This window comes from Streptomyces sp. NBC_00873 (genome assembly GCF_045207415.1).
Classification (GTDB): Bacteria; Actinomycetota; Actinomycetes; order Streptomycetales; family Streptomycetaceae; genus Streptomyces.
In genome coordinates this window covers 1,717,630-1,731,385 of record NZ_CP108803.1, presented here as the reverse complement: position 1 = coordinate 1,731,385, position 13,756 = coordinate 1,717,630, and the positions used below count along the sequence as shown (strand labels likewise).

Here is a 13,756-nt window from a genome sequence, read left to right as displayed (position 1 = left end):
TGTTCAAGGTTCGGTACGGCCCGGCCGCCGAGGACCGTGGCGGCGAGGGACGTGCATGCGCTCACCCGGAGGCGGCCGGCCGTGCCGGACGGCTCACCTGCCGTCCCGTCCCCGTACCGATGTATACGACATGACGTGGCGCCGGCTTTGGGCCGACGGGGTACGCCATGCCCGGAAACGGAAACGTTTTCAGCGGTTGGCCGCAGCGGTATTGCCACAGTGGGTAACCCACTTCTACGTTCTTCACCACGCACCTTGTCTACGTGCGTAGACCCATTCCGCCAGAGTGAGGAGGGGTACATGAGCCGCACCGTCATCCACGGCGGCCTCGTCGTCACCGCGTCCGACGAACTCCACGCCGACGTACTCATCGAGGGTGGCCGCATCGCCGCGCTCGCCGCGCACGGCACCGACGCGGCCACGGGCTGGACCGCCGACCGGACCATCGACGCCACCGGCAAGTACGTCATCCCGGGCGGTGTCGACGCGCACACGCACATGGAGATGCCCTTCGGCGGCACCTACGCCGCCGACACCTTCGAGACCGGGACCAGGGCTGCCGCCTGGGGCGGCACCACCACGATCGTCGACTTCGCCATCCAGACCGTGGGGCGCGCGGTCCGCGAAGGACTCGACGCCTGGTACGCGAAGGCCGACGGCAACTGCGCCATCGACTACGCCTTCCACATGATCCTCTCCGATGTGAACGAGTCCTCGCTCAAGGAGATGGACCTCCTCGTCTCGGAGGGCGTCACGTCCTTCAAGCTGTTCATGGCGTACCCCGGTGTCTTCTACAGCGACGACGGCCAGATCCTGCGCGCCATGCAACGGGCCGCAGGGAACGGCGGGCTGATCATGATGCACGCCGAGAACGGCATCGCGATCGACGTCCTCGTCGAACAGGCACTGGCCGCGGGCCGCACCGACCCGCGCTACCACGGCGACGTCCGCAAGGTGGCGCTGGAGGCCGAGGCCACTCACCGTGCCATCCAGCTCGCCCGTGTCGCCGGATCCCCGTTGTACATCGTGCACGTCTCCGCCGACGAGGCCGTCGCCGAGCTGGCGGCCGCCCGCCACAAGGGACTTCCGGTCTTCGGCGAGACCTGTCCGCAGTACCTGTTCCTCTCCACCGACAACCTCGCCGAGCCGGACTTCGAGGGCGCCAAGTACGTCTGCTCGACCCCGCTCCGCCCGAAGGAGCACCAGGCGGCCCTGTGGCGGGGGCTGCGGACGAACGACCTCCAGGTGGTGTCCACCGACCACTGCCCGTTCTGTTTCGTGGGCCAGAAGGAGCTGGGCCGGGGCGACTTCTCGAAGATCCCCAACGGCCTGCCCGGGGTGGAGAACCGCATGGACCTCCTCCACCAGGCGGTCGTCGACGGGCATATCTCGCGACGCCGGTGGATCGAGATCGCCTGCGCGACTCCGGCCCGGATGTTCGGCCTCTACCCGCAGAAGGGCACGATCACCCCGGGCTCGGACGCGGACATCGTCATCTACGACCCGCACGCCACCCAGACCCTGTCGGCCGGGACCCACCACATGAACGTCGACTACTCCGCGTACGAGGGGAAGACGGTCACCGGCCAGGTCGACACTGTCCTCTCCCGCGGCGAGGTCGTCATCGACCACCGCAAATACGTCGGCCACGCTGGCCACGGCACCTTCATCCCGCGCTCCACCTGCCAGTACCTGGGCTGAACCACCCCGGACCTCACCGCACCGACTTGAACTTGGAGGTCCCGCGTGGACTTCGGACTCGTCCTGCAGACCGACCCGCCCGCCTCGCAGGTCGTCGGCCTGATGCGCCGGGCTGAGCGCAACGGCTTCCGTTACGGCTGGACCTTCGACTCCGCCGTGTTGTGGCAGGAACCCTTCGTCATCTACAGCCAGATCCTCGCCAACACCACCAAGCTCCACGTGGGCACGATGGTCACCAACCCGGGAACGAGGACCTGGGAGGTGACGGCCTCCACGTTCGCCACCCTCAACGACATGTACGGCAACCGGACCGTCTGCGGCATCGGGCGTGGCGACTCGGCCATGCGCGTCGCCGGCCGCAAGCCCAACACCCTGGCCCGGCTGGGCGAGGCCATCGAGGTCATCCGTGACCTGGCGGAGGGGAGGGAGGCCGAGGTCGACGGCAGCCCGATCCGGATCCCGTGGATCAAGAACGGGAAGCTGCCCGTGTGGATGGCGGCGTACGGACCCAAGGCGCTCGCCCTCGCCGGGCAGAAGGCCGACGGGTTCATCCTCCAGCTCGCGGACCCCTTCCTGACCGAGTGGATGGTCAAGGCGGTCCGGCAGGCCGCCGCCGACGCCGGCCGCGACCCCGACGCCCTGACGATCTGCGTCGCCGCCCCCGCCTACGTCACCGCCGACGACTCCCCGCAGGCGCTGGCGCACGCCCGCGACCAGTGCCGCTGGTTCGGCGGCATGGTCGGCAACCACGTCGCCGATCTCGTCGCCAAGTACGGCGAGCACTCCTCGATGGTCCCCGAGGAGCTCACCGCGTACATCAAGGACCGGCAGGGCTACGACTACTCCCACCACGGCCGCGCCGACAACCCCGACACCACCTTCGTCCCCGACGAGATCATCGACCGCTTCTGCCTCCTCGGCCCCGCAGAGGCCCACATCGACAAGCTGCGTAACCTGAAGGACCTCGGGGTCGACCAGTTCGCCGTCTACGACATGCACGACAACCGCGAGGGCACCATCGACGCCTACGGCACCGACATCATCCCGGCTTTCCGCTGATGGCCGTCGCAGATGTCGAATTCGAGCCTGTCAAAGGAGCACGCTCGCCAGCAGGGCTCCCTTGTCGAGCCCGACCGGCCCCGCTTCGGCTTCGCGCACGTCACGGCTCTTATCACCGAGTAGCTCACCGTCATTGAGTAGGCCGTCAACGGCCAGGTCCTCGACGACGCACCCGACCAGCACGCGCCGCTGGTGCCGGTCGGGTGAGGCAGGAGTCGAGGTTTCTGTCAGCCGATTCGCGGGATCTGCTGGGTGACGCAGTGCAGTTGGCCGCCGTTCCAGGCGAGGGTGCGGGCCGATACGCCCACCACCTCGCGGCCGGGATACAGGCTGCCGATGATGCTCAGGGCCGTGCTGTCCTCGGGCACCCCGGCGAGCGGGACGATCACTCCGCCGTTGACGGGGTAGTGGTTGGTGTAGCTGAAGACGACGACGTTCCGGCTTGAGTCGAACCATCGGGGCTGGGCGTGGATCTCGGTGAGTTCGAATCTGCGGCCGCGGGCGTCCGTGCTTGCCTGGAGCACCGCCTTGTTGGCTGCCATGCGCTGCTCGTTCGGGCTGCCGGTGCCGGGATGGGTGAGGATCAGCAGCTTGGCCGGTCCGACGTACGAGGCGCACAGGTCGACGTGTCCGTCGGTGTCGTAGTCCCCGTCGAGGCCGTAGGGGAGCCAGATCACTTTTTGTGCTCCGTACGCTTCGAGCAGGGTGCTCTCGATCTGGGCCTTGCTCATGGTGGGGTTGCGGTTGGGATTGAGCAGGCATTCCTCGGTGACGATGAGGGTGCCTTGCCCGTCCTGGATGACCGAGCCGCCTTCCAGCACCATGTCGATCGGCTTGCGGGGGACGCCCAGGTAGTCGCAGACACCAATGGGCAGGTTGTCGTCGTTGCCGTATGCGTACTTGTTGCCCCACCCGTTGAAGACGAAGTCGAGCCCGATCATCGCGGTGCGTGAGGTGTTGACGGTGAAGATCGGGCCGTTGTCCCGCGTCCAGCAGTCCCAGACGTCGTATTCGGTGACCTCGACGGTCGGCCCGCACTGTGCTCGGGCGTCGTCGGCCGTACCTGGGTGGGCGACCATGATGACGCGTTCGAACCTGGCGACAGCCCTGGCGAGTCCGGCTATTTCGGCCTGGGCCTCGAGCATGTGCCCGCTCCAGCCGGCGCCGCCGGTCTCGTGCGGCCAGGCCATGATGGTGCCGGCGTGCGGTTCGAACTCGCCCGGCACCGCGTAGCGTTGCGTGACGGGCGCAGTGTCGATCGCGGCGGCCGCCCGGCCGCCGAGTGCGACAGTCGATGCAGCCATCAGGGCGACGGCGCCGAAGCTGCGCCTGGACATCGCTGGTGTTGGCATCTGATCAATCCTCTTCCGAAGTGTGGACATGATGCGCGTGCTCTGCAGCCCATCCCGGACTCGCTCCTGCCGGGGGAGTGCCGGATCAGGTGCGTTTGGTACGTGTGCTTCGTGCCTGTTCGTCCGGCCCGCCGGGACGATCGTGGACACCGGGACCGGGACCGGGCGCGGCTCGGTCCCCGCGCGGGGTTACGCGTCGGCTCGGGCCGTGGCGAGTTGGGTCGGGTACAGCCGCTTGAACAGCGCCGCGTACAGTCCTGCGCCGATGACTGGGCCGACCAGTGCGGACAGGTCCGCTCCTCCGAGTACATCGGCGAGGGGTCCCTGGAAGTTCGTGGAGTTGATGCACAGCAGCGCGGCGGCGGTGCCGAGGATCTGCGCGGTGATGCCGGCCATGTTGACGCCCCCGTGGTACCAGTAGGCGCTGGTGGGGGTTTCGTTGTGCAGTCCGGGACCGCGGTAGCGGTTGCGGCGCAGGATGAGGTCCGTGACGCTGATGGCCAGGCCGGGGCCGAGGACAGCGACGGTGATTTCGAGGATCTGGCTGAGGGCGTCGATGAAGTCGGTGACGAACAGGGCATACGCGGTGATGGCGACGCCGGCGACGCCGTCGAGCAGGACGGCGGCCCACTGGCGGATCGGCAGACCGACGGCCTGCAGGGCGAGGCCGGAGCTGTACATGGTGAGGATGTTGCCGGCGACCGAGCCGATGACGATCGCGAGCAGGAACAGCGGGTAGAACCAGCCCGGCACGATCTCTTCCAGGGAGACCTGGGGATCGGTCATGTCGACGGCGGTCCCGGCGAGGACGCCGACCGCGCCGAGCAGGACCGAGGGGACGAACCCGCCCAGTGCGGTCCATCCGGCCACTGCGCGCGGTGAGGAGTCGGCGGGCAGGTAGCGGGCGTAGTCGGCGCCAGTGCCCCAGGACAGCGGGTTGGAAGCGATGATGGCGAAGCCGAGCAGCGCCATCGCGAGCAGGCCGCCGCCGTGCGGGGCGCCCTCGGGCTGCCGTCCGGGCTCGGCGTGGGCGACGACGAAGCCGGCGAGCACGGTCAGGGTGATGGTCAGCATCCAGGTGAACGCCGGGCTCAGGCGCAGGATGAGGGCGTGGCCGTAGACGCTGACCACGATGGTGAGGATCGCCAGTACCAGGACGACGGCCCAGCGGGTCGCGGTGGTGACCGCGACGCCGAGTTGGTCGAGGAGTGCGAAGCTGGCGAGTGCGCCCATGGCGAGGTTGATGGCCTCGTACGCCACGCACACCGACCAGTTCGTGATCACCGTCGATACGCGGTTGCCGCGGATGCCGAAGATGGCGCGGGTCTGGACGCTGGAGGGGGTGCCGGCGACCGGGCCGCTGATGGCGAGGATGCCGTTGAACGCCCAGAACAGGTTGCCCAGGACGACGACGATCAGCGCCTGCCAGGTGTTGAGCCCGAGGAGGACCAGGGTGCCGCCCAGGACGACGGACAGGTAGTTCACGTTGGCTGCGGCCCAGACGAAGAGCAGGTCGCGGGGGCGGCCGTGGCGCTCGTCGTCGGGGATGTAGTCGATGCCGCGGGTCTCGATGTGCGCCGCGTCGGGGGAGGTGGGTGGCGGCGCTTGATCGGTCGCGGTTCTGGTGGGTTCAGTGGTGGTCACGGGGGTCCTCCGGTTCATGCGGGGCGAACGGGCTAAGGGGGGGTCCGGTCCGGGGGGCGTTGCAGTGCTGGTGGTGCGGTCGTGTCGTACCGGGGGCCAGCGTGGATGCGGTCGCCCGGGAACGCGGTGTGGTCGCCGCTCAGCATGATCGGGACGGCGCGGAACGCCGTGATCGTCGCGACGGGTCTTCGATCGCCTCGATGTCGCCCGCGAACATCTCCACGTCACCCGCGTCCGGCACAAGCCGCCGGGTCGAACATCGGGCCATTGCGACTCCTGAGTGTTGCCCTGCTCGCGTTCCCTGATGTTAAAGTCAGAAGCAGGTGGCTGACTTTAAGGTCAGCTAGAGACCGAGGACAAGAGCTGTGACAGGATCGATGTCGTGACCGAGCAGGAAACCAGGACCGACGACGTGGCAGCGGACTCCGTCGGCGGCGCGCGGGAGGGCATCCTGCAGGCCGCCGTCGAGCTGATCGCCCGGGACGGCTTCGACGGCGTTCGCATCGCCGACATCGCCGCCCGCGCCGGTGTTTCAAGCGCGCTGGTGCATTACCACTTCACCGGCCGCGACCGGCTGCTGACCGGCGCGCTCGCGCACTCCCTCACCCGAGCCGAAGCCCGCCTCCCGGGCCGCACCCGACACGCCGACCGCGACACCCCGCCCCAACGGCTGGCCGACCTCATCGACTTCGGACTCCCGCTCACCCATGACGACGTCCTCGAATGCCGTCTGTGGGCCGAACTGGAGATCCGCTCCTCCGGATCACCCGAACTTGCGGCCACACTCACCGAGTTCCGCGCACGCATGCTGCGCCCGCTCGCCGCGGTGGTCGAAGACGGGCTGCACTCGGGAGACTTCCGTGACTGCGACCCCGCCGACGTGGCCACCGTCGCCCTCGCACTGCTCGACGGCCTCACCACCCGGCTGATCACCGAGACGTCCACGTCCACGCTCGGCCTGGCCGACGCCCGCCGCCTCGCCGCCGGCCAGATCACCCTTGCCGTCCACTACGACGGCGACCTGCCCTTCCTGCCCCTGCCCGACCCCGGCACACCATCCGTCGACCTGACGCCCCAACGCGCCACCCCCCGCCGCCGCCGCGCCCCACGCGCCCCGGCCCGCCCCTGAACGACGCCGGACCCAGCGGGGCATTCGCCCGGCCTGCGCGCCGACGGCATCGGTTTGATCTACGACGAGACCGGTCACACCGGGACGCCGAACGGGCGTACCCGCTGCCGAACTTGCCCTGAGTCGGGGACGCCGACGAGGCGTGCATCGGAGCCCCGCCGTCGCCCTGGTGGTCGACGGCGGCCTCGATCGCGGTGAGGTGCCGGGAGGCGGGACGCGCGATATCGCCGCCGGAGAACCCAACGGGAGTGCGGCGCACTTCCTTCTACGTAAACGGTGTTGACGTTTCTTTGGAACGCCGTTCGATCCTGCCTTGAACGGCGCACTGACCGGAGGTTCCATGCGACTCACCCCGACCGAGCGCGACCGGCTGCTGATCTTCACAGCGGCCGAGCTCGCGCGTGCCCGCCGCGCCCGCGGCCTGCGGCTCAACGTCCCCGAAGCCCACGCGCTGATCGCCGACACCGTCTGCGAGGCGGCCCGCGACGGCAGGCGCCTCGTCGAGGCCATCGACCTCGCACGCAGCGTGCTCGGCCCCGACGACGTGCTGCCCGGGGTCGTCGACATCGTCGGCGACATCCAGGTCGAGGCGGTCTTCGACGACGCCACCCGGCTCGCCGTGGTCACCGACCCGTTCCGGTCCGCCGAAGGGGCGGGTGCGCCGCCCACCCCGATCGACCGCGCCTGCCACACCGGCGGTTCGCGTACCGGCGGCTTCGCCGCACCGCAGCCCGACGAGGCCGGACGCGGCTCACTGGGCGACGAGGCGCCCGGTGTGGTGCTGCTCGGGGACGCCCCGAACGATCCGTTCGCAGACGCCGACGTGGTGACCGTCGACGTACGCAACACCGCGGAGGTGCCGGTCAGCGTCACCTCGCACTTCCACTTCTTCGAAGCCAACCCCCGGCTCCTGTTCGACCGTTCGGCCGCCTACGGGCGTCGAGCCGCGATCCCCGCCGGCACCACGGTGCGCTTCGACGTGGGCGCGACGGTCTCGGTCGGCCTGGTCCCGATCGGCGGCGCGCGCATCGCGATCGGCTTCGCCGGACTGGTCGACGGGCCGTTGGACGCGCCCGGCGCGAAGGGCGAGGCACTGCGCCGCGCGCACGCCTGCGGCTACCTCGACACCGGCGCCGATGTGACGGCAGAGCCCCGGATCTACAAGGAAGGTGAGGTCTGATGACTGCCGCGACCGGGGGATTCCTCGATCCCCGCGACTATGCCTCGACGTACGGCCCGCGCGCCGGCGACCGCATCCGGCTCGGCGACTCCGGGCTGATCATCGAGATCGAGTCGGACGCGCAGCAGCACGGCGAGGAGTTCCTGGCCGGGTTCGGCAAGACCGCACGCGACGGGCTGCATCTGAAGGCGGCGACGGTCCGCGAGACGTGCGACGTCGTGATCAGCAACGTCGTCGTCATCGACGCCGTGCAGGGCATCCGCAAGGTGTCCATCGGCATCCGCGAAGGCCGCATCGCCTCGATCGGCCGGGCCGGAAACCCCGACACGCTCGACGGCGTGAACGTGGTGGTCGGCACCGGCACGACGATCGTCTCCGGCGAGGGCCTGATCGCCACTGCGGGCGCCATCGACACCCATGTCCACCTGATGAGCCCGCGGATCATGGAGGCGTCGCTCGCCGCGGGCGTGACGACGATCGTCGGGCAGGAGTTCGGGCCGGTGTGGGGCGTCGGCGTCAACTCGCCGTGGGCGCTGCGACATGCCTTCTCTGCGTTCGACGCGTGGCCGGTCAATATCGCCTTCCTGGCCCGTGGTTCGTCCTCCGGCCGCGGCCCGCTCGACGAGGCGCTCGTCGAGGGAGGTGCGTCCGGCTTCAAGGTCCACGAGGACATGGGCGCACACGCGAGGGCACTGGACACGGCGCTGCGCGTCGCCGAGGACCACGACGTGCAGGTGGCCCTGCACACCGACGGGTTGAACGAGTGCCTGTCTGTCGAGGACACACTCGCGGTGCTCGAGGGCCGCACCATCCACGCGTACCACATCGAGGGCTGCGGTGGCGGGCACGTACCCAACGTCATGCGCATGGCCGGGGTCGCGAACGTCGTCGGCTCGTCGACGAATCCGACGCTGCCGTTCGGACGCGACGCGGTCGCCGAGCACTTCGGCATGATCGTTTCCGCGCACGACCTCAAGCCGGACCTGCCCGGCGACGCCGCGATGGCGCGTGACCGCATCCGGGCCGGGACGATGGGTGCCGAGGACGTGCTGCACGACCTGGGCGTCATCCCCATCACGTCGTCCGACGCTCAGGGCATGGGCCGCGCGGGCGAGACCGTCCGCCGTACGTTTGCCATGGCAGGCAAGATGAAGGCCGCACTCGGGCCCCTGGCAGGCGACCCCGCTGACGGACGGCACGACAACGCCCGGGTACTGCGCTACATCGCCAAGCTCACCATCAACCCGGCGATCGCGCACGGACTTTCGCACGAGGTCGGGTCGATCGAGCCCGGCAAGATGGCCGACCTCGTGCTGTGGCGGCCGGACCACTTCGGGGCCAAGCCGGAGCTCGTACTCAAGGCCGGGTTCCCCGCCTACGGCGTCGTCGGCGACCCCAACGCTTCCACCGACACATGTGAACCCCTGGTGCTCGGACCGCAGTTTGGCGCGCACGGCGCGGCCCCGGCGGAACTGTCGGTCGCGTTCACCAGCCAGGCAGCCGCCGAGACCGGCGGCGACCTGATGCCCACCAGGCGGCGCCGCGTCGGAGTGCGCGGCACGCGCGGGATCGGGCCCGCGGCGATGCGCTTCAACAACCGCACCGCCGAGGTCCGGGTCGCCGCCGACACCGGGTTGGTCACCCTCGACGGCGACCCGATCACGTCGGAGCCGGCCGACTCCGTCTCCCTCAACCGCCTCTACTTCCTCTGACCCACGACCCTCCACCCTCACCGAGCACCGGACAAGGAACTCCCGACATGACGAACACCCCGGCCGCAGACGGCTTCTCGATGCCCGCCGAGTGGGTCGAGCACGAGCGGACCTGGATGGCGTGGCCCACGTCCAACGCGACGTTCGAAGGCGGCGACCACGACCTGCACCACGCCCGCGTCGCCTGGGGCAAGGTCGCCGAGACCATAGCCCGCTACGAACCGGTCACCATGGTCGCCAACGTCGGCGAGGCCGACACCATCGCGCCGTACGTCGCCACGCCGCTCACCGTCGTCGAGCGCCCGCTCGACGACGCCTGGATCCGCGACAGCGGCCCGACCTTCCTCACCGACGGCGCGGGCAACCTGGCTGCCGCGGACTGGATCTTCAACGGCTGGGGTGCCCAGGACTGGGCCATGTGGGAACGCGACCAGCACACCGCCGAGCAGGTCATCGAACTGTCCGGCGCCAAGCGGTACGTGTCGCGTATGGTCAACGAGGGCGGCGGTATCCACGTCGACGGCGAGGGCACCGTCGTGATCACCGAGACCGTGCAGCTCGACAAGGGACGCAACCCCGGCTGGACCAAGGACGAGGTGGAGGCCGAACTGCGCGCGTACCTCGGAATCGAGAAGGTCATCTGGCTGCCGCGTGGCCTCACCCGCGACTACGACGTCAACGGGACCCGCGGCCACGTCGACATCATCGCCTCCTTCGCCCGCCCCGGCGTGGTCCTGTGCCACACCCAGCCCGACCCGGCGCACCCGGACCACGAGGTCGGCAGGGAGAACCTCAAGCTGCTGCGCTCCGCCACCGACGCGCGTGGGCGCGCCCTCGAGGTCGTCGAGATCCCGGCGCCGACCGTGCTGGAGGACGACGGCCACGGTTGGGTCGACTACAGCTACATCAACCACTACGTCGCCAACGGCGCGGTCGTGCTGTGCGGCTTCGACGACCCGCGCGACGAGGAGAACGCCGCGACCTTCGCGAAGCTCTTCCCCGGCCGCGAGATCGAACTGGTCGACGCCCGCGAGATCTTCGCGAACGGCGGCGGGATCCACTGCATCACGCAGCAGCAGCCCCGCGTCTGACGACACGAGCGCGAGTGTGGAACTTCCCTCCATCTCCCGCGGGAGCTTGCACTCGTGCGAAGGCGTGATCGCGGGGAGCGCCCGCGATCCACTGCTCGGCAAAGCAGCGTTCGCGGTGTGCTCGGTCTGCTCATCACACCGCGAACGCGGCCCCCGCTCCAGGGGTTTGGCCGACGGGGGTGATTCGATGTCGGCGGCCACCCCCAGGACCGGCCCGCCTATCCGACCGGGCAGAGGGGATCCTCATGCCGCCCACCCGCCGCAAACGCCTTGAACAGACTCGCGAGGCAGTGCTCCAGGCGGCCCTCGACGTCATGGCCCATGGCCCTGTGGTCGCGAGCATTCCGTCGTCCACGGTGCCCTGCCCGTGATCCGAGTTCCGGCGCGATCCGCTCGGAGATCAGGCGGATGGGCCACCATGTGCGTTCGATGCGGCAGCCCGGTCCTCAGGCGGCTACGAGACGTGCAAGGGGTGTTTCAACGAATTCAAGCTGTTCATGGCGTACCCCGGTGTCTTCTACAGCGACGACGGCCAGATCCTGCGCGCCATGCAACGGGCCGCAGGGAACGGCGGGCTGATCATGATGCACGCCGAGAACGGCATCGCGATCGACGTGCTCGTCGAACAGGCACTGGCCGCGGGCCGCACCGACCCGCGCTACCACGGCGACGTCCGCAAGGTGGCGCTGGAGGCCGAGGCCACTCACCGTGCCATCCAGCTCGCCCGTGTCGCCGGATCCCCGCTGTACATCGTGCACGTCTCCGCCGACGAGGCCGCCGCCGAGCTGGCGGCCGCCCGCCACAAGGGACTTCCGGTCTTCGGCGAGACCTGCCCGCAGTACCTCTTCCTCTCCACCGACAACCTCGCCGAGCCGGACTTCGAGGGCGCGAAGTACGTCTGCTCCACCCCGCTGCGGCCCAAGGAGCACCAGGAGGCGCTCTGGCGCGGCCTGCGGAACAACGAGCTCCAGGTCGTTTCCACCGACCACTGCCCCTTCTGCTTCTCCGGCCAGAAGGAGTTGGGGCGCGGAGACTTTTCGAAGATCCCGAACGGCATGCCCGGCGTGGAGAACCGGATGGACCTCCTCCATCAGGCGGTCGTGGACGGCCACATCTCCCGCCGCCGCTGGATCGAGATCGCCTGCGCCTCCCCGGCCCGGATGTTCGGCCACTACCCGAAGAAGGGCACCATCGCCCCGGGCGCAGACGCCGATGTCGTCATCTACGCCCCGCACGCCGAGCAGACCCTCTCCGCCGAGACCCACGACATGAACGTCGACTACTCGGCGTACGAGGGAAAGCAGATCACCGGACAGGTCGAGACCGTCCTCTCGCGCGGCGAAGTCGTCATCGACCGGCGGAAGTTCACCGGGCGTGCCGGCCACGGCATCTACACCCCGCGCGCCACCAGTCAGTACCTGGACTAGGAGCACCTGCCATGGACTTCGGACTCGTCCTCCAGACCGACCCGCCCGCCTCGGCCGTCGTGGGCCTGATGCGCCGCGCCGAACGCAACGGGTTCCGCTACGGCTGGACCTTCGACTCGGCGGTGCTCTGGCAGGAACCGTTCGTCATCTACAGCCGGATCCTCGAGCACACCGAACGCCTCGTCGTCGGCCCCATGGTCACCAACCCGGGCACCCGCACCTGGGAGGTCACCGCCTCCACCTTCGCCACCCTCAACGACATGTACGGCAACCGCACCGTCTGCGGCATCGGCCGCGGCGACTCCGCGATGCGCGTCGCCGGACGCAAGCCCAACACCCTGGCCCGCCTCGGCGAGGCCATCGACGTCATCCGCGACCTCGCCGAGGGCCGGGAGGCGACCGTCGACGGGCAGCCGGTCCAGATCCCGTGGGTGAAGAACGGCAGGCTGCCTGTCTGGATGGCCGCGTACGGTCCGAAGGCGCTCGCCCTCGCCGGACAGAAAGCCGACGGATTCATCCTGCAGCTCGCCGATCCGTTCCTCACCGAGTGGATGATCGAGGCCGTACGGGACGCGGCGGCGGAGGCGGGCCGCGACCCGGACTCCGTGACCATCTGCGTCGCCGCCCCCGCGTACGTGGGCGACGACCTCGACCACGCCCGCGAGCAGTGCCGCTGGTTCGGCGGCATGGTCGGCAACCATGTCGCGGACCTGGTGTCCCGGTACGGCGAACACTCCGGCCTCGTACCCGAGGCACTGACCGAGTACATCGCGGGGCGTGCCGGATACGACTACAGCCACCACGGGCGCGCCGGAAACCCGGACACCGCCTTCGTCCCCGACGAGATCGTCGATCGGTTCTGCCTCCTCGGCCCCGCCGAGGCGCACATCGAGAAGCTCCGGGCGCTGCGCGACCTGGGCGTCGACCAGTTCGCCGTTTACAACATGCACGATGCGCGCGAAGCGACGATCGACGCGTACGGCTCCGAGATCATCCCCGCCCTGTCCCGTCTGACCCGCGCCTCCCCCCACGGCTGTACGCGCCCCCTCCCCAGCCCGCACGGCACCGCTCCCGAGCGAAGGGTCCAGCCGCCATGACATCGACCGTCCCACCTACTCCACCGATCCCACCGCAGGACCGCATATCCGCGCCGCCGGACCGGGTGGAACTCGCCCCCTGAGCCGTCCCCGCCGACAACCGCTTCATCAACGAGGACCTGCTGCCCGTTCCCCTGGAGCGGCGCAACTGGACCACGTACAACTTCGCCGCACTCTGTATCGCGCAAGAGAAAACACGAACATGGGCGCGGGGCGCTGACCTGCGGGTTCGTGGGAGTGCCCGTCAGGCGGGAGGGGAAGGGTCCGGTTCGTCCGGGTTCGGCCTGTCGCCGTGGGCTGCTGCTGCATCTGGCTGAGCCGGCGCCTGCGGCCTTGGCCCCTTTCCCGCGAGCAGCGCCAGGGG

8 protein-coding genes and 3 pseudogenes are annotated in these 13,756 nt (G+C 69.5%); 9 read left to right on the top strand and 2 right to left on the bottom strand.

From position 1 onward, the window contains the following. Positions 1-300 precede the first annotated feature (300 nt). Both hydA and OH809_RS08055 read left to right on the top strand, forming a co-directional pair. Positions 301-1,701: a dihydropyrimidinase gene (gene hydA, locus OH809_RS08060; RefSeq protein ID WP_406423063.1), complete on the top strand. Its 1,401-nt coding sequence runs from the start codon at positions 301-303 to the stop codon at positions 1,699-1,701. A gap of 45 nt (positions 1,702-1,746) precedes the next feature. Then, positions 1,747-2,760, top strand: coding sequence for a TIGR03842 family LLM class F420-dependent oxidoreductase (locus OH809_RS08055; protein WP_406423064.1), 1,014 nt, complete (start codon positions 1,747-1,749; stop codon positions 2,758-2,760). A 227-nt stretch (positions 2,761-2,987) separates the two neighbouring features. Here OH809_RS08055 and OH809_RS08050 read toward each other — a convergent pair whose 3' ends face one another. After that, complete coding sequence (locus tag OH809_RS08050) at positions 2,988-4,112, bottom strand: agmatine deiminase family protein (RefSeq protein WP_406423065.1); 1,125 nt, start codon at positions 4,110-4,112, stop codon at positions 2,988-2,990. A 189-nt stretch (positions 4,113-4,301) separates the two neighbouring features. Beyond that, positions 4,302-5,756 (bottom strand): purine-cytosine permease family protein, encoded by a 1,455-nt coding sequence (locus tag OH809_RS08045; RefSeq protein ID WP_406423066.1) that lies wholly within the window; start codon positions 5,754-5,756, stop codon positions 4,302-4,304. A 382-nt stretch (positions 5,757-6,138) separates the two neighbouring features. Here OH809_RS08045 and OH809_RS08040 point away from each other — a divergent pair, with 382 nt between their 5' ends. From OH809_RS08040 to OH809_RS08010, 7 genes and pseudogenes are all read left to right on the top strand, one after another. Continuing rightward, positions 6,139-6,885 carry a TetR/AcrR family transcriptional regulator gene (locus tag OH809_RS08040; RefSeq protein ID WP_406423067.1) on the top strand — a complete coding sequence of 249 codons (747 nt, stop codon included), beginning with the start codon at positions 6,139-6,141 and terminating at the stop codon, positions 6,883-6,885. Between the two features lie 340 nt (positions 6,886-7,225). Beyond that, positions 7,226-8,065, top strand: a complete 840-nt coding sequence (gene ureA / locus OH809_RS08035; RefSeq protein WP_406423068.1) for an urease subunit gamma — start codon at positions 7,226-7,228, stop codon at positions 8,063-8,065. Then, a complete protein-coding gene (locus tag OH809_RS08030; protein ID WP_406423069.1) occupies positions 8,065-9,777 on the top strand; it encodes an urease subunit alpha in 1,713 nt (570 codons plus the stop codon). Before ureA ends, OH809_RS08030 begins: the two co-directional genes overlap by 1 nt. 47 nt (positions 9,778-9,824) lie before the next feature. Further along, positions 9,825-10,868 carry an agmatine/peptidylarginine deiminase gene (locus tag OH809_RS08025; protein ID WP_406423070.1) on the top strand — a complete coding sequence of 348 codons (1,044 nt, stop codon included), beginning with the start codon at positions 9,825-9,827 and terminating at the stop codon, positions 10,866-10,868. A 485-nt stretch (positions 10,869-11,353) separates the two neighbouring features. Further along, positions 11,354-12,295 (top strand): annotated as a pseudogene (locus tag OH809_RS08020) (amidohydrolase family protein); the annotation flags it as partial. 11 nt (positions 12,296-12,306) lie between these two features. Next, positions 12,307-13,302: pseudogene (locus OH809_RS08015) on the top strand (TIGR03842 family LLM class F420-dependent oxidoreductase); the annotation flags it as partial. 86 nt (positions 13,303-13,388) lie between these two features. Beyond that, positions 13,389-13,574 (top strand): annotated as a pseudogene (locus OH809_RS08010) (nitrate reductase); the annotation flags it as partial. Positions 13,575-13,756 lie beyond the last annotated feature (182 nt).

What these genes read in the sequence shown, in the direction of transcription:
- OH809_RS08050 (WP_406423065.1), bottom strand. Translation starts at nt 4,112, where the DNA reads ATGCCAACACCAGCGATGTCCAGGCGCAGCTTCGGCGCCGTCGCCCTG.
- OH809_RS08030 (WP_406423069.1), top strand. Translation starts at nt 8,065, where the DNA reads ATGACTGCCGCGACCGGGGGATTCCTCGATCCCCGCGACTATGCCTCG.
- ureA (WP_406423068.1), top strand. Translation starts at nt 7,226, where the DNA reads ATGCGACTCACCCCGACCGAGCGCGACCGGCTGCTGATCTTCACAGCG.
- OH809_RS08025 (WP_406423070.1), top strand. Translation starts at nt 9,825, where the DNA reads ATGACGAACACCCCGGCCGCAGACGGCTTCTCGATGCCCGCCGAGTGG.
- hydA (WP_406423063.1), top strand. Translation starts at nt 301, where the DNA reads ATGAGCCGCACCGTCATCCACGGCGGCCTCGTCGTCACCGCGTCCGAC.